This is a genomic window from Microbacterium invictum (assembly GCF_034421375.1).
Taxonomy (GTDB): domain Bacteria; phylum Actinomycetota; class Actinomycetes; order Actinomycetales; family Microbacteriaceae; genus Microbacterium; species Microbacterium invictum_A.
In genome coordinates this window covers 107,531-126,158 of sequence record NZ_CP139779.1, presented here as the reverse complement: position 1 = coordinate 126,158, position 18,628 = coordinate 107,531, and the positions used below count along the sequence as shown (strand labels likewise).

At 71.1% G+C, this 18,628-nt stretch carries 21 protein-coding genes; 8 read left to right on the top strand and 13 right to left on the bottom strand.

Going from position 1 to position 18,628, the window contains the following annotated elements:
• Positions 1 to 26: 26 nt before the first annotated feature.
• Genes T9R20_RS00620 through allB form a run of 3 tightly spaced genes read right to left on the bottom strand, consistent with a single transcriptional unit; the run spans position 27 to position 4,147 of the window.
• Complete coding sequence (locus T9R20_RS00620) at positions 27 to 1,622, bottom strand: AtzH-like domain-containing protein (protein WP_322410638.1); 1,596 nt, start codon at positions 1,620 to 1,622, stop codon at positions 27 to 29.
• A complete protein-coding gene (locus tag T9R20_RS00615; RefSeq protein WP_322410637.1) occupies positions 1,615 to 2,736 on the bottom strand; it encodes an acetamidase/formamidase family protein in 1,122 nt (373 codons plus the stop codon). The genes T9R20_RS00620 and T9R20_RS00615 overlap by 8 nt, the downstream gene beginning before the upstream one ends.
• Positions 2,737 to 2,770: 34 nt before the next feature.
• Positions 2,771 to 4,147, bottom strand: coding sequence for an allantoinase AllB (gene allB, locus T9R20_RS00610; protein ID WP_322410636.1), 1,377 nt, complete (start codon positions 4,145 to 4,147; stop codon positions 2,771 to 2,773).
• Positions 4,148 to 4,329: 182 nt separating this feature from the next.
• On the opposite strand from allB, the gene uraD reads away from it, so the two are divergent.
• Genes uraD through hpxO form a run of 3 tightly spaced genes read left to right on the top strand, consistent with a single transcriptional unit; the run spans position 4,330 to position 6,414 of the window.
• A complete protein-coding gene (uraD, locus tag T9R20_RS00605) occupies positions 4,330 to 4,866 on the top strand; it encodes a 2-oxo-4-hydroxy-4-carboxy-5-ureidoimidazoline decarboxylase (RefSeq protein WP_322410635.1) in 537 nt (178 codons plus the stop codon).
• Between the two features lie 15 nt (positions 4,867 to 4,881).
• Positions 4,882 to 5,217, top strand: a complete 336-nt coding sequence (uraH, locus tag T9R20_RS00600) for a hydroxyisourate hydrolase (protein ID WP_322410634.1) — start codon at positions 4,882 to 4,884, stop codon at positions 5,215 to 5,217.
• Positions 5,218 to 5,220: 3 nt separating this feature from the next.
• Positions 5,221 to 6,414, top strand: a complete 1,194-nt coding sequence (hpxO, locus tag T9R20_RS00595; protein WP_322410633.1) for an FAD-dependent urate hydroxylase HpxO — start codon at positions 5,221 to 5,223, stop codon at positions 6,412 to 6,414.
• Between the two features lie 46 nt (positions 6,415 to 6,460).
• On the opposite strand, the gene T9R20_RS00590 is transcribed toward hpxO, so the two are convergent.
• Complete coding sequence (locus T9R20_RS00590) at positions 6,461 to 8,032, bottom strand: nucleobase:cation symporter-2 family protein (protein WP_322410632.1); 1,572 nt, start codon at positions 8,030 to 8,032, stop codon at positions 6,461 to 6,463.
• A gap of 99 nt (positions 8,033 to 8,131) precedes the next feature.
• Entirely contained in the window at positions 8,132 to 8,350 is a 219-nt protein-coding gene (locus T9R20_RS00585) for an SCO4848 family membrane protein (RefSeq protein ID WP_322410631.1), read from the bottom strand.
• 133 nt (positions 8,351 to 8,483) lie between these two features.
• Between T9R20_RS00585 and T9R20_RS00580 the strand changes: the two genes are divergently transcribed.
• Entirely contained in the window at positions 8,484 to 8,855 is a 372-nt protein-coding gene (locus T9R20_RS00580; RefSeq protein WP_322410630.1) for a nuclear transport factor 2 family protein, read from the top strand.
• A 90-nt stretch (positions 8,856 to 8,945) separates the two neighbouring features.
• On the opposite strand, the gene T9R20_RS00575 is transcribed toward T9R20_RS00580, so the two are convergent.
• On the bottom strand, positions 8,946 to 9,479 hold the full coding sequence (locus T9R20_RS00575) for a MarR family winged helix-turn-helix transcriptional regulator (protein ID WP_322410629.1): 534 nt from the start codon (positions 9,477 to 9,479) through the stop codon (positions 8,946 to 8,948).
• A 111-nt stretch (positions 9,480 to 9,590) separates the two neighbouring features.
• On the opposite strand from T9R20_RS00575, the gene T9R20_RS00570 reads away from it, so the two are divergent.
• Positions 9,591 to 10,724, top strand: a complete 1,134-nt coding sequence (locus tag T9R20_RS00570) for a hypothetical protein (protein WP_322412213.1) — start codon at positions 9,591 to 9,593, stop codon at positions 10,722 to 10,724.
• The gene (locus T9R20_RS00565) at positions 10,721 to 11,116 is read left to right on the top strand and encodes an MGMT family protein (RefSeq protein ID WP_322410628.1); all 396 of its coding nucleotides are present in this window, start codon (positions 10,721 to 10,723) and stop codon (positions 11,114 to 11,116) included. Before T9R20_RS00570 ends, T9R20_RS00565 begins: the two co-directional genes overlap by 4 nt.
• Here the strand turns inward: T9R20_RS00565 and T9R20_RS00560 are convergent.
• The 7 genes from T9R20_RS00560 to T9R20_RS00530 form a co-directional block, all read right to left on the bottom strand.
• Positions 11,099 to 11,452: a cupin domain-containing protein gene (locus tag T9R20_RS00560; RefSeq protein WP_322410627.1), complete on the bottom strand. Its 354-nt coding sequence runs from the start codon at positions 11,450 to 11,452 to the stop codon at positions 11,099 to 11,101. The genes T9R20_RS00565 and T9R20_RS00560 overlap by 18 nt on opposite strands.
• A gap of 63 nt (positions 11,453 to 11,515) precedes the next feature.
• Positions 11,516 to 11,803: a DUF4287 domain-containing protein gene (locus tag T9R20_RS00555; protein ID WP_322410626.1), complete on the bottom strand. Its 288-nt coding sequence runs from the start codon at positions 11,801 to 11,803 to the stop codon at positions 11,516 to 11,518.
• A 42-nt stretch (positions 11,804 to 11,845) separates the two neighbouring features.
• The gene (locus T9R20_RS00550) at positions 11,846 to 12,505 is read right to left on the bottom strand and encodes a helix-turn-helix domain-containing protein (protein WP_322410625.1); all 660 of its coding nucleotides are present in this window, start codon (positions 12,503 to 12,505) and stop codon (positions 11,846 to 11,848) included.
• A gap of 32 nt (positions 12,506 to 12,537) precedes the next feature.
• A complete protein-coding gene (locus T9R20_RS00545) occupies positions 12,538 to 13,749 on the bottom strand; it encodes an RNA polymerase sigma factor (RefSeq protein WP_322410624.1) in 1,212 nt (403 codons plus the stop codon).
• On the bottom strand, positions 13,746 to 14,123 hold the full coding sequence (locus T9R20_RS00540) for a YciI family protein (RefSeq protein ID WP_322410623.1): 378 nt from the start codon (positions 14,121 to 14,123) through the stop codon (positions 13,746 to 13,748). Before T9R20_RS00540 ends, T9R20_RS00545 begins: the two co-directional genes overlap by 4 nt.
• A 225-nt stretch (positions 14,124 to 14,348) precedes the next feature.
• Complete coding sequence (locus T9R20_RS00535) at positions 14,349 to 15,149, bottom strand: MerR family transcriptional regulator (RefSeq protein WP_322410622.1); 801 nt, start codon at positions 15,147 to 15,149, stop codon at positions 14,349 to 14,351.
• A 67-nt stretch (positions 15,150 to 15,216) separates the two neighbouring features.
• Positions 15,217 to 15,750 (bottom strand): adenine phosphoribosyltransferase, encoded by a 534-nt coding sequence (locus tag T9R20_RS00530; protein ID WP_322410621.1) that lies wholly within the window; start codon positions 15,748 to 15,750, stop codon positions 15,217 to 15,219.
• An 83-nt stretch (positions 15,751 to 15,833) separates the two neighbouring features.
• On the opposite strand from T9R20_RS00530, the gene T9R20_RS00525 reads away from it, so the two are divergent.
• Together T9R20_RS00525 and T9R20_RS00520 are read left to right on the top strand one after the other, a co-directional pair.
• Positions 15,834 to 17,516 (top strand): glycoside hydrolase family 13 protein, encoded by a 1,683-nt coding sequence (locus T9R20_RS00525; RefSeq protein ID WP_322410620.1) that lies wholly within the window; start codon positions 15,834 to 15,836, stop codon positions 17,514 to 17,516.
• Between the two features lie 44 nt (positions 17,517 to 17,560).
• A complete protein-coding gene (locus tag T9R20_RS00520) occupies positions 17,561 to 18,577 on the top strand; it encodes a LacI family DNA-binding transcriptional regulator (protein ID WP_322410619.1) in 1,017 nt (338 codons plus the stop codon).
• Positions 18,578 to 18,628 lie beyond the last annotated feature (51 nt).

Sequence of the window (18,628 nt, the reverse complement as noted above, 5' to 3'; positions counted from 1 at the left end):
GGGCGAGGTGGTCGTGGTCGGGCTGGTCATGCTCGTACCGCCTCGGCGAGACGGCGGGCGAGGCGGACGAGGGCGATGTCGGTGCCGGCGCGCGAGGTGACGCACACGCCGACCGGTGCCGTCGCTCCACCCCCGGCGGCCACCCTCAGGAGCGGCGCCGACAGCGACGGCAAGCCGGCGACCGCGGCGGGCGTCGTCATCCGAAGGGTCGCGGTGCGCGCCGCGTCGATGTCGGCCCCGGCGGCCGTGCGCAGCGGTGCGGGCCCGGGCACGGTCGGCATGAGCAGCACCGCATCGGCGGCGAGCGCCTGCAGGCGCGCGGCGAGCGGTGCGAGGGCGCGGCGGGCGTCATCCTCTTGCTCGGTGTCGATGACGGATGCTGCGCGGAAGCGCTCCGCGACCGCCGGCCCGAGCGCGCCCGGATGCCCCTCGACCCACTCCCCGTGATTGCGCCATGCCTCGGCGCCCTGCACGGTGCGGAAGGGGACGAGGTAGTCGTCGAGGTCGCCGATCGAGACGGTTGCGACGTCCGCGGCATCCGTCCGCACCAGCCGCGCCAGCAGCGCCTCGAAGGCCGCACAGGTCTCGGGATCGGCGGCCGCGAGCACCTCGGAGGGCACGACGAAGCGCCACGGCAGGTCGTCGTCGGAGGCGCCGAAGACGTTCTCGGTCGATTCCGACGAGTCGTAGCTCAGGCACCAGTCCGCGACCCGCTGCAGGGTGTCGCCGTCGCGCGCGAGCCAGCCGACCGTGTCGAACGACTGCGCGAGCGGCACGAGGCCCTGCCGGGGGACGAGACCGTGCGTGGTACGGAGGCCCCAGAGTCCCTGGTACGACGCGGGCACCCTGATCGACCCGGCGGTGTCGGTGGCGAGGCCCACCTCGGCGTGGCCGAGGGCGACGGCGGCGGCGGGTCCGCTGGACGAACCGCCGGGGAGCGAACCGGGGGCGGCGGGGTTCGGCGGGGTGCCGTAGTGCGCGTTGTCGCCGGCGATGCTGTACGCGAACTCGTCGGTGCGGGCGATGCCGCGGAGCGACGCTCCCCCGCGGAGGAGGTCGGCGACCGCGGGCGCGGTGGTCTTCTCGGGCCGGGCCTCGTCGAGGAAGGCGGGGTTTCCTGCACCGACGCGATAGCCGGAGATGGCGAAGAGGTCTTTCACCGCGACGGTGAGCCCCACGAGCGGTCCCTCCCACGCGCCCTGCCACAGCGGATCGCCGACGGTGCGCCAGACGGTGCGGTCGAGCGCCTGCGGGCGCGGGGTCACGTGGGCGGCGGTGATGAGCCACCGCCCGTCGAGACGCTCCCACACCTGGGTCTGCAGGCCCGTTCCGCCACCGGCGAAGCGCGAGACCGAGACGAGCAGCGCCGCGTCGGGCCCGAACGGACGGTACTCGATGCGCTCGATCACCCGCGGGGCGACGCCGCCGCGCGCGCCGCGGAAGGCGCTGATCGCCTCGTGCCCGACGAGCAGCCCCGCGGCGTCGCCCCGCAGCGTGTCGGGGCCCGGTGCGAAGGCTGCATCGAGCGCGTCGAGGTCGTTCTCCTGAAGAGCCCGCTCGTACGCGGTGAACGCCGCGAGCAGATCGGCCGGCACATGGTCGGCGCCGAGCGGATCAGCCATCCGGCACCGCCCTCCCCCGCCGGCGGTCGACCTCGGCGAAGTCGGCCTCGCGGATGCGCGCGTGCACGCCGCAGACGATGTCGACCACCTGCGAGATGTCGAAGTCGGTCGCGGCGCTGAGGTAGGCGTAGGCGAGGTGTTCGGTCACGCCCCACCGCGCCTCGATGAGGGTCAGCGCGGCGCGGACGCAGCGGCGCATCGCCACGTTCAGATCGGGGTCGAGACCCGTGGGGACGAGGTAGTCGGGCGTCCGCACGAGCGGGCCGGCGAGCTCACCGAACTCGGCGAGCGCCCGCGCGCGCGGGATGACGTCGAAGCGGAGCGTCGCGCGCAGCGACGCCTCGAGCGCCGTCAGCGCGACCTCGCCGTCGCCCTGCGCGAAGTGCGGGTCGCCGACGTAGGCGAGCGCGCCCTCGACCTGGACGGGGAGAAAGAGGGCCGTCCCCTCAACGAGGAGGTTGATGTCGATGTTGCCGCCGTGCGATCCGGGCGGCACCGAGTGGGGGCGCTCGGAACCGGTGACGGCGACCCCCATCGTTCCGAGGAACGGCGCGAGCGGGAACGACACCACCCGGTCGCCGCCGTCGACGATCGGCAGCAGACCCACCAGGCGTCCGTCGCGCTCCTCGACAGGCGTGAACACGCTGACGTGCCCATCTCCTCGGGGCAACTCGCCGACGAGCGCACCCTTGCCGTGCCTGTTCGAGATCACGCCGTACGGCACGCGCGGTGTGAGCTTCTCCACCGTGATGCGCAGCACGTCACCGGGCGCCGCGCCCTCGACGAAGACCGGTCCAGTCACGACGTGCGGGCCATCGGTCGCCGGGTCGCGCGCGAGCCGCGCGGCGATCGCGATCGCGTCCTCGAGCACCGCCTCCGCCGCGACGCCCTCGCTCGTGAAGTACGCCAGGGGGTCCTTGCCGTGATCTTCGAGGATGCCCTCGTGACTCACGGTGTCGATGGTGACCGACTCCCCCGAGCGGATCCGCAGCACCGCGGCATCCGTCTCGCACGGCAGTCGCCCCCACAGCACGGTCTCCGGCGTCGCGCGCAGGTAGTGGTCGCCGGGGATCGCGCCGACGCCCGGCTGCAGGATCTGCGTCACCGCGGGCACGTCGTCATCCCTCGCACTCGTTCATCCCACACCATCAGGCACCCTCGCGCGACAGCAGGCGGCCTCCGGGTGCCCCACGGAACTCCGGCGCCTCGCCGGGACCACCCTCGGTGACGTCGAACACCGACCGGCCGTGCAGCCACGTCCGTCGGATGCGGCCGCGCAGCACACGGTTCTCGTAGGCCGTGATGGGGTTCTTGTGCAGCAGCTCTGCGGCTCTGATCGGGTACGGGTCATCGGTGCCGAAGACGGTCAGGTGCGCCGGGGCGCCGGGCCGGATGACCCCGGCAGAGAGCCCTGCGACGTCCGCAGGCCCTGTCGTGAACAGCGGCACGAGGGTCTCGAGCGGGATGCCACGCCGGCGCGCCTCGGTCCACACGGCCGAGAGCCCCACCTGGAGGCCCGAGATGCCGCCCCAGGCCAGGCCGAAATCGCCGTCGCCGGTGCGCTTGAGGTCGAGCGTGGAGGGCGAGTGATCGCTGACGATCGCGTCGATCGTGCCGTCGACGATGCCCTCCCACAGCCGGTCGCGGTTCGAGGCGTCACGGATCGGCGGGCAGCACTTGAACTCGGCCGACCCGGGGGGGATCTCCTCGGCCGCGATCGTGAGGTAATGCGGGCAGGTCTCGACGGTCAGGTCGACGCCCTCGGCCTTGGCTCGCCGGATCGCCGGGAGCGAGCCGCCGTCGCTCAGGTGCAGGATGTGCGCGCGGGCACCGGAGCGGCGCGCCTCGGCGATGACCGCGTCGATCGCCGAGGATTCGCTCTCGGCGGGGCGTGAGGCAAGGAACGCGGCGTAGTCGCGGCCGAGCGGGCCGTCGTCGTGGAGCAGCGCAGGGTCTTCGGCGTGCACGATCAGGCGCGAGCCGAGCGCGGCGATCTCGTCCATCACCGCGGCGAGCTGGGCGCGGTCGAGGTGACCGAACTCCGGCACGCCCGAGGGCGAGAGGAAGCACTTGAACCCGAACACACCCGCGCCGTGGAGCGGGCGAAGTCGCCCGAGGTTCTCGGGCACCGCTCCTCCCCAGAACCCCACGTCGATGTAAGCCGAGGGCGCGGCGGCCGCCTGCTTCACGGCGAGCGCCGCGGCCGTCGTCGTGGGTGGGAGCGAGTTCAGGGGCATGTCGACGATCGTCGTCACCCCGCCCGCCGCGGCGGCGAGGGTCGCCGAGCGGAACCCCTCCCACTCGGTGCGGCCGGGTTCGTTCACATGCACGTGGGAATCGACGAGACCCGGCAGCAGCACCGCGTCATCCGGAACGATCTGCGCCCCGCGTGCGCTGCCCGACGGGTCGTCGACCCGGGTGATCACACCGTCGACGTACTCGACGTCGGCCGGGCGGAACCGGCCGCCGACCCACGCGCGCGCCGCGCGGATGACACCGCTGCCGGCGCTCCGGGGGTAGGCCATCGGCGCTCCTTCGTCGGTGTCCGCTGCGCGGCGGATGTCCAGTGGAGGCCCCATCCTCCCCCCGACGCGTTTCGGCGGTGTGAACGGTGCACGGCAACGCGATGTTTACACGAGGGAAACCGAAACGTGTCGACCCGCTTCGTAGCGTGGGGCGCACGCAGCACCCCCGCGAGAGGACCGTCATGCGCATCGGCGACTTCAACGCCCTCGACGAGGGCGAAGCGCGTGATCTGGTGAGCCTGTGGGCGGCGATCCCGCGGTGGGTGACTGCGGTGGTCGCGGGGCGCCCCTACCCCACGCGCGATGCGCTGGAACAGGCGGCTGCGACCGAGGCCGCGACCTGGGACGCCGCCGATCTCGACGAGGCGCTGGCGCAGCATCCGCGGATCGGAGAGCGCCCCGCCGGTGACGACGCGTCCGCGCGCGCATCGCGCCGCGAGCAAGCCGCGATGACGGATGCCGCCGCCGACGTCGCCCAGCGGATCGCGGCCGGCAACACCCGCTACGAGGCGCGGTTCGGGCGCGTGTTCCTCATCCGCGCCCGCGGGCGCTCGGCCGACGAGATGCTCGCCGAGCTCGAGCGGCGCCTGGCGAACACCCCCGAGTCCGAGGTCGCCGAGGCGGCGGGCCAGCTGGCCGAGATCGCCCTGCTGCGGCTGCGCGAGACGGTGTCGGCCGAGGCCGTTCCTGCCGAGACCGTGCCGGCCGAGACACGGTGAGAGCAGGATGATGCCATGACCAGCCAGCTCACCACCCACGTCCTCGATGCCTCCACCGGCTTCCCCGCGAGCGGGGTCGCCGTCGTCCTGTCGAAGATGGGCGACGAACCGCGCATCCTGCAGGTCGCCTCGGGCGAGACCGACCTCGACGGGCGCTTGAGCCTCGGGCCCGAGTTCCTCGACGCGGGCACCCATGTGCTCAGCTTCGCCACCGGCGCGTACTACGCCGGGCTCGGGGTGGAGACCTTCTATCCCTCGGTCACGGTGACCTTCCGCGTCACCGACGACACGCACCTGCACGTGCCGCTGCTGCTGAGCCCGTTCTCCTACTCCACCTACCGCGGGAGCTGAATCGTGAAGGTCGTGATCATCGGAGCCGGTATCGGGGGCACGAGCGCGGGGATCGCGCTGGCCCGACACGGGCATGACGTGGTGATCTACGACCGGATGCGGCAGAACAAGCCCGTCGGCGCCGCCCTGTCGCTGTGGTCGAACGGCGTGAAGGTGCTCAACTGGCTGGGCCTCGGCGAGGAGGTCGCCCGCCTCGGGGGCCGGATGGACCACATGGCCTATCACGACGGCCACACGGGCGATCAGCTGTGCCGGTTCAGCCTCGAGCCGGTGACGGCGCACACGGGGCAGCGACCCTACCCGGTCTCGCGCGCCGACCTGCAGGCGCTGCTCATGCGCACCCTCGGTCTCGACCGGATCCACCTCGGGCGCGAGCTCGTCGGCATCCGCGAGGAGGGCGACAAGGTCACCGCGGTGTTCGCGGACGGGTCGACCGACACCGCCGATCTGCTGATCGGCGCCGACGGGGCGCGCTCGCTCACCCGCGACTGGATCACCCGGGCCGATGAGGGCGGGTTCCGCGTCGAGCGGCAGTACTCGGGGTACACGAACTTCAACGGGCTCGTTGCCGCTTCTCCGGCGATCGCGCCGCTCGATCAGTGGACGACCTGGGTCGCCGAGGGCAAGCGCGCCGCCGTGATGCCCGTCGCCGACGACCGTTTCTACTTCTGGTTCGACATCCCCCAGCCCGCCGGGCTGCCGTACGAGCGCGAGGATGGCGTCGCGCCCCTCGAGGCCGCCTTCGGGCACTGGTCGCCCGAGGTGCGACGCCTGATCAGCGGCATCCGTCCGTCGGAGTCTCTGAACCGAGTGGAGATCTGGGACATCGACCCCCTCCACACCTGGACGCGCGGGCGCGTGGCGATCCTCGGCGACGCGGCCCACAACACCGCGCCCGACATCGGGCAGGGCGCCTGCTCGGCGCTCGAAGACAGCTTCGCCCTCGCGATCAGCCTCACCACCCACACCGTCGGGGTGGAGGATTCGCTCCGTCGCTACGAGCGGATGCGCACCGACCGCGCGGGCGAGCTCGTGCTGCGCGCGCGCAAGCGCGGCGAAGAGACCCACGGCTACGACCCGTCGATCACCGCCGCCTGGTACGAGAGCCTGCGCGGCACCGACGGCACCGCGATCATCCGCGGCATCATCGGCAACATCGACGGGAGCCCCATCAACCTCGGGGTGGGGCTGCTGTAGGGCGAGTCAGCGGGTCGGCGGGTCGGCGGCCCAGCAGGTCGGTGGCTCAGCGGGTCGGCGGCTCCGGCGGCATCCGTCCGGAGCCCTCCTCGGGCATGGCGTCGCCGGGCACGGCGGCATCCGTCTCCGCGGCGGCGCGGCGGTCGGCATCCAGCACCTGCGTCGGGATGAGGCCCGTCCCCTGGGCCTCGGGGTGCACCAGCGCGGCGGCCGCCGGCCCGCGGACGGCATCGTGGGCAGAGAACGCGGGTTGCCCGGTCCGGCTCGCCCGCATCTCCTCGGTGTTCAGCAGCAGGTTCAGCAGGATCGCCGTGATCGCCCCGGCGCTGATCCCCGAATCGAAGATGAGGGTGAACCACTGCGGGAACTGGTCGTAGATCGTCGGGGCGACGGTGGGAAGGAGCGCGACGCCGACCGAGATCGCCACGATAAGCACGTTCTTGTTGTCGAAGCGCACCTTCGACAGGGTGCGGATGCCCGACGCCGCGACCATCCCGAACAGGGCGATGCCCGCGCCGCCGAGCACCGCGCGCGGCACCCCCTCGACCACCGCTGAGATCTTCGGGATGAGCCCGAGGACTACCAGGATGACTCCCGCCGCTGTCGCCACCCAGCGTGAGCGCACGCCGGTGAGCGAGACGAGACCGACGTTCTGCGCGAAGGCGGTGTACGGGAAGGTGTTGAACACGCCGCCGATGACGGTGCCGAGGCCGTCGGCACGCAGGCCGTCGGCGAGGCGCCGGCGGGTGACCGGCTTGTCGACGATCTCGCCGACGGCGATCATGTCGCCGGTCGTCTCGGTCATGATGACGATCCCCACGATGATGAGCGACACCACCGAGGCGACCTGGAACGTCGGCAGACCGAAGTGGAACGGGGTGACCAGGGCGAACCAGCCCGCCTCGCCGACGCCCGACCAGTCGACCATCCCGGGTACGAAGAGCGCCGCCACGGTGCCGATCGCGAGCCCGAGCAGGACTGAGACGCGCTGCAGCGCCGGCGGCGCGAAGCGCTCGATGAGGATGATGACGAGGAGCGTGCCGGCGGCGAAGGCGACGTTGACCGGTGGAGCGCCCTCTTCCGAGCCATCCACGATCCAGCCCGCGGCGACCCGCATGAGCGAAAGGCCGATGATGAGGATGACGGTGCCCGTCACGATCGGCGGAAAGAATCTCAACAGCTGCGAGAAGAACGGTGCGACGAGGATCATGAACAGACCGCACGCGATCGTCGCCCCGAAGATCGCCTGGATGCCTTCGGCCTGACCGATCGCGATCATCGGCCCGACCGCGGCGAAGGTCACGCCCTGCATGAGCGGGAGCCGCACTCCGAAGCGCCAGAACCCCACGGACTGGATGATGGTCGCGATCCCCGCGACGAAGAGGTCGGCGCTGATCAGGAACGCGAGGTCCTCGGCGGAGTAGCCGAGCGCGCCGCCGACGATGAGCGGCACCGCGACGGCGCCGGCGTACATCGCCAGGACGTGCTGGAGACCCAGGGGGAAGAGCCGCGCGAGCGGCGGGACGCCGTCGACGGTGTTCTCGGCGGCGCGGGCGCGCCGGGCGGCCTGCTTGCCCGTCGGCTGCGTCGCTTCGTCCGCCTTCTCGTCAGTGGTCATGGGTCGACGGTAGGGGGTGCCGGCTCGCGACAGAAGCGCGCGGCCACGGTTGTCGCGCGACGTTCACCGGCGGAAACATCCGGGCAATCCGGCCCGGGGTCAGCCGGCGACGAGAAGGGCGATTCCGACCCCGACGCTCACCACCGCGAGCACGAGCGCGATCGTGATCAGCACGACGTGCACGCGGAAGAACGCCGTGCGGCGCCCCTCGGCATCGCGGGCGCGGGGGTCGTTCGCGATGCGCGGGTAGAACCGCGGCCACACCACGACGTTGAACAGCGCATTGATGAAGAGGACGACCGCCGCGAGCACGAGCACGGCTCGATCATATGCGCGTTGCGACGAACAGATGTTGTCCTTTAGGACACTATGTGCAATACTGTCCTATAGGACGGTATTTGAGGTGCGGTGTTCGAGACCGTCGGACACCCCGGGAGAGAAGGAGAAGAAGATGGAGAACACACGGGAGACCACGCAGCTGCCGGCCACGCAGCTGCCCACCGCGGTCACTGCGTTCGTCGACGGATGGCAGGCCCATGACCGCGCGAAGGTGAAGGCACTCTTCGCGAAGGACGCGACCGTCTCCGACGAGGGACGCACGCACCGCGGGCAGGACGAGATCGACTCGTGGGTCGACGAGACGATCGACCTGTTCTCGACGACCGTCACGTTCCTGGGGGCACGGAAGGACGACGAGATGGTCGGCGCCTCGTACCGGATCGAAGGAGACTTCCCCGGTGGCGTCGTCGAGCTCGAGTACCAGTTCCGACTGAACGACGACGGCCGGATCGTCGCGCTGGACTTCGCGTCCGCGGCGGTCTGAGCACGTCGGAGCGGAGGAGGCTGTTCCCATACGGGGACAGCCTCCTCCGTTTTCCCGACCCGCTCGGGGCCACGAGGAACGCGCGACGGGCTACTCGGTGGCCGCCGGCAGAAGGCCTCGCTCGAGCATCCGCTCTGCGGAGGCGATCGCATCCTTGACGAAGCGGGACGTCAGCGCCGTGTACTCCTGGACGTCCTTCTCGGTCCAGCCGTCGAGGACCTCGGCGATCATCCGGTCACCCAGCGCGTAGACGCTGTGCGCCGCCTTCTCGCCCTCCTCGGTGAGGGAGATGAGTGTCGCCCGCCCGTCGGATGGATCGGTCCCCCGCGTCACCCAGCCCGCCGCCTCGAGTCGTCGGACGATCTTGCTGACATGGGACGCCCCCGTGGCGAGCACCTCCGACAGTGCCGTGGGTCGCATCGGACCCCACGCGAGAAGGTGGCGCAGCGTGGCATGCGACTGCTGATCGATGCTCTCCCCGGTCTTGGCGAGGATCTGCCCCTGGAACGCGGGTGAATCCCACAGAAGGATCAGCGCGCTCAGATTCGCCAGCAGCTCCGAACGATAGGGGAAGTCGCTCGCCTGGCGGGGTCGCGCCGCCTCCGCGCCTGTCTGATCAGCCACAGCCCCACTGTACAGACGAAGGTGTCCCAGCGGACATTATTATGGTACTGTCCAAGAGGACAGTAAATGTTTCGCACGTCCGCATGATGGGAGGAGCACCCCGTGGGAGCCATGGACGAGCTGATCAACGCGGCGGCGATCGACCTCCTGCGCGAATCGCTCTCGACCGTCGTGCCGACGGTCGCGACACCGCAGCTGGAACTGACGCGCGTCATGGTGGACGACCGTCGGCTGCGAGAACGCGTGGATCTCGTGAGAGGCGCCATGCTGGCCGATCTGCCGGGCGGCTTCGTCGCGACGGAAGAGATCATCGACGGGCTACTCTCGCAGCCCCGGTTCACCGGCTGGATCGTCTGGCCGACGACGGAGTTCGTCGCGACGCGAGCCCTGGAGGAGGGGTCCGAGCGCGCCTTCGATTCCGCGATGGCGCTGCTCGCGCGACTGACCACACGACTGAGCAGCGAGTTCGCCATCAGGAACATGCTCCTCGCGCGTCCGGAACGCGCCCTCACGTCGGTTCTGGGCTGGACGGCTGATGAGAACGAACATGTGCGCCGTCTGGCCAGCGAAGGAACGCGCTCTCATCTGCCCTGGGGCAGACGAGTTCCCTGGTTGGTGGACAACCCCGACGCCACCGGACCCATCCTCGATGCGCTCTACCGCGATCGATCGGAGTACGTCCGGCGCTCGGTGGCCAATCATCTGAACGACCTCAGCCGGCTCAGTCCGGCTGTCGCCGTCGCCCACGCGCGAGCATGGACCACGGATCCCGACGAGAACACCGCGCGCGTCGTCCGGCACGGGTTGCGGACCCTGGTGAAACGGGCCGACCCGGCTGCGCTCGCCTTGGTCGGATACTCGGGAGACCGGCTGAGGGTCGGGCCGGTCCAGCTCTCGACAGAGGTGGTCGCTCCCGAGGGATCGATCACCTTCACCGCTCGGATCGAGAACGAGGGAGATCGCGACGCCGTCGCCTCCATCAACTACACGATCGGCTTCCTGCGCGCCAACGGATCGATGAGCCCGAAGACGTTCGTCCTCGCCACCCGCAGCCTCGCCGCGGGCGAGGAGGTGACGGTGTCGAAGACCCACTCGTTCCGGCGCATCACCACACGCCGGTACTACCCGGGGAGGCATGTCTTGACGGTGGAAGCCAACGGCGCACGTTCGCCCGAGGTCGACTTCGTCCTGCAGACGATGTCGGAGACTCAGCCGCCGGCGATCGCACGAGGAGAGGGATCATGACGGAGTTGTCGGAGAGCGTCCTCCACGTGGTTCGGGACATCCCGCCGGGACGCGTGACGACCTATGGCGAGATCGGCCGCGCGACAGGGACGTCGGCCCGAGGGGTCGGACGGATCCTGCACCACGGCGGCCACGAGATCCCCTGGTGGCGAGTGGTGACCGCCGATGGGCGCCCGTACCCGCACGCCGTCGAAGCGACACGGGCGAAGTACCGCGAAGAAGGCACACCGTTCCTCGACGGCGACACGGGTGTGCGCGTCGATCTCGCGCGCGCGTCGTGGGTTCCCGGCAGCGTGAGGACCACGAGGGCCACAACGCCCATCGCGTCGGGACGCCAGGAATCTTCCGGCCGCGCGTGGGAAAGGAACCGTGACCTACCCGTCGACCAGTGACCGGTCTTCCTGGATCATGACGGCGGACGCGTGAATGCACACGATCCGGAGAGTGCCCGTTCCGCTGTTGATGAAGCCGTGCCAACGGCCGGCGCCGACCACGGCGGTGTCGCCGGACCGGGCGACGACCTCGGCGTCATCCACCCTTATCGTGGCCTCGCCGTCGAGGACGATCCAGGTTTCGTCATAGGGGTGCCGGTGCAGCTCGGGACCTTGGCCGGGATCGGCGGTGACCAGGAAGAACGAGATCCCGGCGCCGTGGGCGGCACCCTCGAAACGCAGTGTGCGGCTGCCGGGGATGCGGAGCGCATCCGCCGGGATTGCGACGGTGTCCATCGTGTTCTCCTTGTTCCCCTGTGTCGCCCGTGTCACCTGTCGCGGGTTGGCTGATCGTGGTGCTCAGGCGGGGTTCGTGGCTGCCCCGTCGAGCCAGAGACGACCGATGGAGCCGGGCGGCGGACCGGCCGGCGTGGCGTTGGCGAGGTCGATGTCGTCTAGGTGGCGGATGACCTGAGCCAGGGTCATCGCGTGACCGTGGCCGAGGCCGTGCTCGCTCGTGAAGTAGGAGCCGATCTCACCCGCCTTCGACTCAGAGGTGAGCCCCGCCTCATTGGCGAGTGCGATGAGCTCGCGGGGCGTCTTGCCGGTCTGCTGCTCGATCGTTGTCAGATAGGCCTGTCCGGACATGTCGTTCTCCATTGAGTGATGCGGCGGGTGGATGCGTGAACGTCAGGCGGCGGGCTCGAACGGGACACGGAAGAGGTCGGCGAACATCGGGAGCAGCGAGGCATCCCCCTCGACCGTGACGCCGGGCAGGGCGGCGTACTCATCGGCGGTCAGCTCGCCGGCGACGAACGCGCGGAAGTGGTCGCCCGCCGAAAGGCGCAGATCGGGGGCGTCGGCGGGGCCGACCGCGACGTCGATAAGGTCGCCCATCACCGTGCCGTGGGCGACAAGGCCATCAGCAAAGATCTCGAACGTCGTCGGCAGCGCGGGGCCGTCGGCGGCGCGGCCGGCGAACCCGGTGCGCAGCATCGTGGCCATGCCGGCGGCCGTGACGATCTCGCCCTCGCGCGGCACATCCATCCGCATGGCGCCCCAGCGTCCGAGAGCGGTGATGACCGGCTCGAGCTGACGCCCCCAGGACGTGAGCGCATAACGGACACCGCGCATCTCGCCGACCTCGCGCTGCACGATGCCCTCCGCCTCAAGCTCCTTGAGCCTCGCGGTCAGCTGGGCTGTCGAGATGCCGGGGAAGGCAGCCTGCAGTTCGCCGAAGCGCGCCGGGCCGAGAAGGAGGTCGCGCACGATCGGAAGCGTCCATCGACCGCCGAGCAGGTCTGCCCCGCGGGTGAGTCCGCAGAACTGGCCGTAGGTGCGCTTGTCCATGTCCGCAATACTTCAGTATCTGAATCACAGTGTCAATGATGAAGTTCACCGGCCTTGCGGAGGAACCATCGGCGCTCTGCGCCGTTGCGGGTGAGTCGCGCGGCGAGCTCGTACTCCCGCCCCGCCTCCGCCGCCCGATCCGCCCGATCGAGGAGGTGTGCGCGCACCGCCGCGACGCGAAGCGGCGAGGCCTGCCCCTCCCATGCGGCGACGATCTGCAGACCGGCCGCGGGGCCGATCACCTCCCCCACCGCGACGGCGCGGCCGAGCTCGCTCACCGGACCCGGGTCGAGGCGGCGGAGCACCTCGTACAGTCCGAGGATCTGTCGCCAGTCGGTGTCATCCGCCGTCACCGCCTCATCGTGGACGGCGGCGATGGCCGCACGCACCTGATAGCGCCCCGCGCGCTCCCGCGTGAGCGCGTCAGTGAGCAACGCGGCGCCCTCGGCGATGAGGTCGGCGCGCCACAGCGACCGGTCCTGGAGCGCGAGGGGAACCAGCACGCCGTCGGCGTCCACTCGGGCAGGTGCCCGCGCATCGGTGAGGAGCATCAGGGCCACAAGGCCCATCGCCTCGGGACGCCAGGGATCGTCGGGGCGCGCGAGGGAGAGGAGGAGCCGCGCGAGGCGCAGCGCCTCGGCGCTGAGGAGCGGACGCGTGATGTCCTCACCCTCGACGGCCGAGTGCGCCTCGGTGTGGATGAGGCTCAGCACGTCGAGGAGCACCGGGACGCGGTCCGCGAGCGCGCCCGCCGACTCGAGCGGCACCCCGCGCAGGGCCGCCTTCGCCCGCGAGATCCGCTGCGCGACCGCGGACTCAGCGGCCAGCAGACCGCGTGCGATCTCGCGCGTGGTCAGCCCCCCGACGCAGCGCAGGGTGAGCGCCATCTGCGACGCCGGCGACAGCGTCGGGTGGCAGCACAGGAGGAACAGGCGCAGCGTGTCGTCGGCCTGCACGGCGTCGCCGCCCGGCTCCTCCCTGGCCGACCTCTCCTCGCGCGCCCGCCGCGCAGCATCCGATCGGACCGCATCGACGTACCGGCGCGACGCCACCGACACGAGCCACGCCGCGGGGTGGTCGGGGATCCCCTCGCGCGGCCACTGGGCCCAGGCCGCGAGGAGAGCCTCTTGGACCGCATCCTCCGCGTCGTCGAACGACCCGGTCCGGCGCACCATCACCGCGAGGGCGCGCGGGGCGGCCGACCGCACGGCGGCGGTCAGCGCCCCGAGCGGCGACGGCTTCACGTGTTCGCGGCGAAGTCCGCGTCAGTCCAGATGCGCGCGATGCGCATCCCGCCGGGCACGAGAGCCTCGGGGAACAGCGCGGCGATCTCGGCGGCCCGGGCCTCGTCGGCGACATCCACGAGGTAGTAGCCCGAGACCACTTCGGTCAGTTCGGGAAGAGGCGCATCGGTGACGACCGGGCCGTCTGCGCCGCGGGCGACGTGCTTCTGGGCGTCGGTGTCGAGGGCCTTGGAGTCGACCAGTTCGCCCGAGGCCTGCAGGTCGGATTCGACGTCCCAGTAGATCTGGAAGGCCGCCTTCCTCTCCTCGTCGCTCATCTTCGCGAACAGGTCGATCACGGCCGGGCTGTTGTGGATCAGGATCAGGTACTGCATCGGAACTCCCTCTTTTCCGGCCGCGGCGCGCGGCCCTCTCAGTGTGTCGGAGCCGGGTGTCGCTTTTCGACACCCGTCGTGCGCCCGAGCTCGTCGGTTCACCACCGAGACCCACCTCCGCCGCCGAGACCCACCCTGGCGCGGTGGGTCTCGGCGGGGATGGTGGGTCTCGGCGGTGCGGGTGCAGTGCGGCGCAGCGCGGTGCGGGCGCGGCGCAGCGCCGGGTCAGCCGACCGGCTGCTGCAGGTCGACGACCCAGCGGGTGCCGGCCGGGTCCATCGGCGTCTCGAGGTACACCTCGCGGGCAGGCCCGGCCGGTGACAGTCCCCGTCGCTCGCCCTCGGCGACGAGGTCCTGCCACGCGCGCTGGATCCCCAGCAGGTCGTCGGCCTCGTAGCGTCCGGTGAGAGCGCGGGATGCCGCGGGCACGGTGGCCCGCTCGAGCCCCGGCGGGGTTTCGGCATCCCCGATCTGCTCCGCCGCGGCGGCGATCATGCCGTCGCCGTCGGTGGTGTAGATCGCCACCCCGGGGCCGACGTGCGGCGCCCCCGCGGCGGCGATGGCCTCGTTCACCCGCGTGAACATGTAGCCGATCTCGGCCTCGATCTGCGACATCTCCTCGATGCGCGCGGTCTGCTGCACGACGTGCAGTTCGGGCAGAGCGGTTTCGATGTATTCCGTCATGGGAATCTCCTTCTGGATGACGCGGAGACGCGCCTCGACAGCGGCGAGCCGATGCCGGTCTGCAGCGATCTGCGACCTCAGCTCCTCGCGCCGCTCGCTGAGGAGGAGCGCGATGTCCTCCTGCGAGAGGCCGCCGTCCAGCATCCGTCCGACCTGATCGAGGGTGAACCCGAGATCCTTCAGGGCGACGATGCGGTTGGCGCGCTCGAGCTGTGCGGCCCCGTACGAGCGGTAGCCGCTCCAGGGGTCGACACGCTCGGGGACGAGCAGACCGAGGTGGTCGTAGTGGCGCAGCATCCGGACCGACACTCCGGCCAGCCGGGCGAATTCTCCGATACTCAACATGGTGATTCCACGACAGAGCCTGACACCGTGTCAGGGTCAAGCGCCAGGGTTCGGGTTCAGGCGGTCATGCGCGGAAGACGGTGTGGATGTCGCGTTCCACGCGACCCAGCACCTCCCGACCGCCCAGCGCCTCGAGCTCGAGGAGCACCGCGGTGCCGGTGACCTCGGCGCCGACGGCGGTGAACAGCTCGTGGGCGGCAGCGAGGGTGCCGCCAGTGGCGAGCACGTCGTCGACGAGCAGCACACGCGCACCGCGGGGCAGGTCGTCGTGCACCTCGATCGTCGCCTGGCCGTACTCGAGGGCGTAGTCGACCGCGGCAGCCGGCCGCGGGAGCTTGCCGGCCTTCCGCACCGGCACGACGCCGGTGTCGGCGGCGATCGCCGCAGCGGCGGCGAGGAGGAACCCGCGGGCTTCCACGCCCGCGACGACGTCGAAGGTGCCCGCAAAGGGGGCGATGAGCGCGTCGATCACGGCGCGGAACGCGTCGGCATCGGCGAGGAGAGGCGTGATGTCGCGGAACTGGATGCCGGGCGACGGGTAGTCGGGGATGACGGCGATCAGCGATTCGGCGCGAGCGAGGGGGCCGGAAGCGTTCACCCCGCCACCTTAGTCTCGCGCGAAACACAGCCGCGCGTGAAACACACTCAGGGAAATGTAAGCGCTTGCAGTATTGTGAGCGCATGACTTCGCCCGATACGGTCACAACCCCCGCCGACCGCGCCTCCACCCCCGGTTCCGAGTGGTGGCGCACCGCCGTCATCTACCAGATCTATCCCCGCTCGTTCGCCGACACCTCCGGTGACGGCATCGGCGACCTCCCGGGCGTCACCGCTCACCTCGACGATCTCGCCGAGCTCGGTGTCGACGCGATCTGGCTCTCGCCCTTCATGCGCAGTCCCCAGAAGGACGCCGGCTACGACGTCGCCGACTACTGCGACGTCGACCCGCTCTTCGGCACGCTCGCCGACTTCGACGACATGCTCGAGGCCGCGCACGCCCGCGGCATCCGGGTCATCGTCGACCTCGTCCCCAACCACTCCTCCGACCAGCACGAGTGGTTCCAGCAGGCTCTGGCCGCCGCGCCCGGCAGCCCGGAGCGTGCGCGCTACATCTTCCGCGAGGGTCGCGGCATCGACGGCGACGTGCCCCCGAACAACTGGGACTCGGTGTTCGGCGGCCCGGCGTGGACGCGCGTGACCGAGGCCGACGGCACCCCCGGCCAGTGGTACCTGCACCTCTTCGACACCTCGCAGCCCGACTTCGACTGGACCAACGAAGAGGTGCGCGAGGAATTCCGTCGCATCCTGCGCTTCTGGCTCGACCGCGGCGTCGACGGCTTCCGCGTCGACGTCGCCCACGGCCTGGTGAAGGCTGAGGGCCTGCCCGACTACACCCCGCCGTCCACCGCCGACTCGATGGGCGGCGGCGAAGTCAACGTCCCCTACTGGGGCCAGGACGGCGTGCACGACGTCTACCGCGACTGGCACGAGCTCCTCGACCAGTACGAGGGCGACCGCGTCCTCGCCGCCGAGGCATGGCTGCCCACGGCCGACAAGACGGCGCTCTGGGTGCGCTCGGACGAGATGCACCAGGCGTTCAACTTCCCGTACCTCTCCACGCCGTGGAACGCTGATGAGCTGCGCGAGGTCATCGACGAGTCGCTGCGGGCATTCCCGGGCGTCGGCGCCCCCAGCACCTGGGTGCTGTCGAACCACGATGTCGTCCGCCACGCCTCGCGCCTGGCGCTGACGGCCGAGAACCCGCAGGGCCACGGCATCGGTCCGAAGTCGCCCGGCAAGCCGATCCCAGATGTCGGACTGCGGCGTGCCCGCGCGGCGACGACCGTCATGCTGGCCCTGCCCGGGTCGTCGTACCTCTACCAGGGCGAGGAGCTCGGCCTTCCCGAGGTCGTCGACCTGCCCGATGACGCCCGTCAGGACCCGACCTGGTTCCGCACCGGCGGCGAGCGATACGGCCGCGACGGGTGCCGCGTGCCGCTGCCGTGGCAGAGCGACGCGCCCGCATTCGGCTTCAGCAGCACCGGCGAAGCCTGGCTGCCGCAGCCGGCCGACTGGACGACGCTGGCTCGTGACGTCCAGCGCGCCGACGGCGCCTCGACCCTGTCGCTCTACCGCAGCCTGCTCGCCGAGCGCCGCACCCACCAGCTGGGTGCCGGCAAGCTCGAGTGGCTCGACGGGTTCGGCGCCGACGTCGTGGCGTTCCGCAACGGCCCGGTGCGCGTGGTCGCGAACCTCGGCGGCGCACCGGTGGAGCTGCCCGCGGGTGAGATCCTGGTCGCGAGCGGCCCGATCGACGGTCGATCGCTGCCCGTCGACACCGCGGTCTGGCTCACCGAGGACTGAACGGCACCGCCCGCGGGGCGGCGCGGCTAACGCGAGGGGGCGACGTGGTCAGCATCGATGAGGTGGCACGCCTGGCAGGCGTGTCCACCGCCACGGTCTCCCGCGCCCTGAGCGGCCGGGGCCATGTCTCGGCCACAGCCAAGACGAGGGTCGAGGATGCCGCGAAGAGCCTCGGCTACGTCGTGTCGGCGTCGGCGTCGAGCCTGGCGTCGGGCCGCCGGCGCAACATCGGCGTGCTCGTGCCGTTCCTCGACCGCTGGTTCTTCAGCACGGTGCTGAGCGGCATCTCGACCTCGCTCATGCGCCGCGGCTACGACATCACGCTGTACAGCCTGACCAACGACGCCGCCGAGCGGCACGCGATCTTCGAGAACTTCCTGCGCCGCCAGCGCGTGGACGGCGTCATCGCGATCTCGCTCGAGCTCGGCGAGGAGGAGCTCGAACGGCTGCGCCAGCTCGATCTGCCGGTCATCGCCATCGGGGGGCCGAGCCCGCGGCTGGACACCCTGACGATGGATGACGTCGCCGTGGCCCGGCTCGCCACCGAACACCTCCTCGCCCTCGGCCATCGCGACATCGCCCACATCGGCGCGAGCCCCGAGTTCGACGTCGACTTCCACGTGCCGACCCAGCGGCGGCAGGGGTTCGAGCAGGCGCTGGCCGACGCCGGCTTCCCTGCCCGGCCGGCCCTCTACGAACCGGCCGACTTCACGATCGAGGGCGGCTTCCGCGCCGCCAAGCAGCTGCTCGGACGCCCCGGCGAGCGCCCCACGGCGATCTTCGCCGCCTCGGACGAGATGGCGATCGGGGCGCTGCTCGCCGCGCGCGAGCTCGGCTATCGCGTGCCCGAGGACCTTTCGGTCATCGGCATCGACGGGCACGAGCTCGGCGAGTTCTTCCGGCTCTCCACGGTCGACCAGTTCCCCCTCGGCCAGGGCGAGCGGGCCGCCGCGGCGATCCTCGCCGAGATCGACGCGACGGTGCCGCCCGAAGACCGCCCCTCGCGGCGCCTGCCGTACGAGCTGATCGTGCGCGGCTCGACCGCCCGCGCGGCGGGCTGACACCCGGCCGCACGGGGCGACGCCGCCCGGAACGGCCGCGCGCCCGCAGGT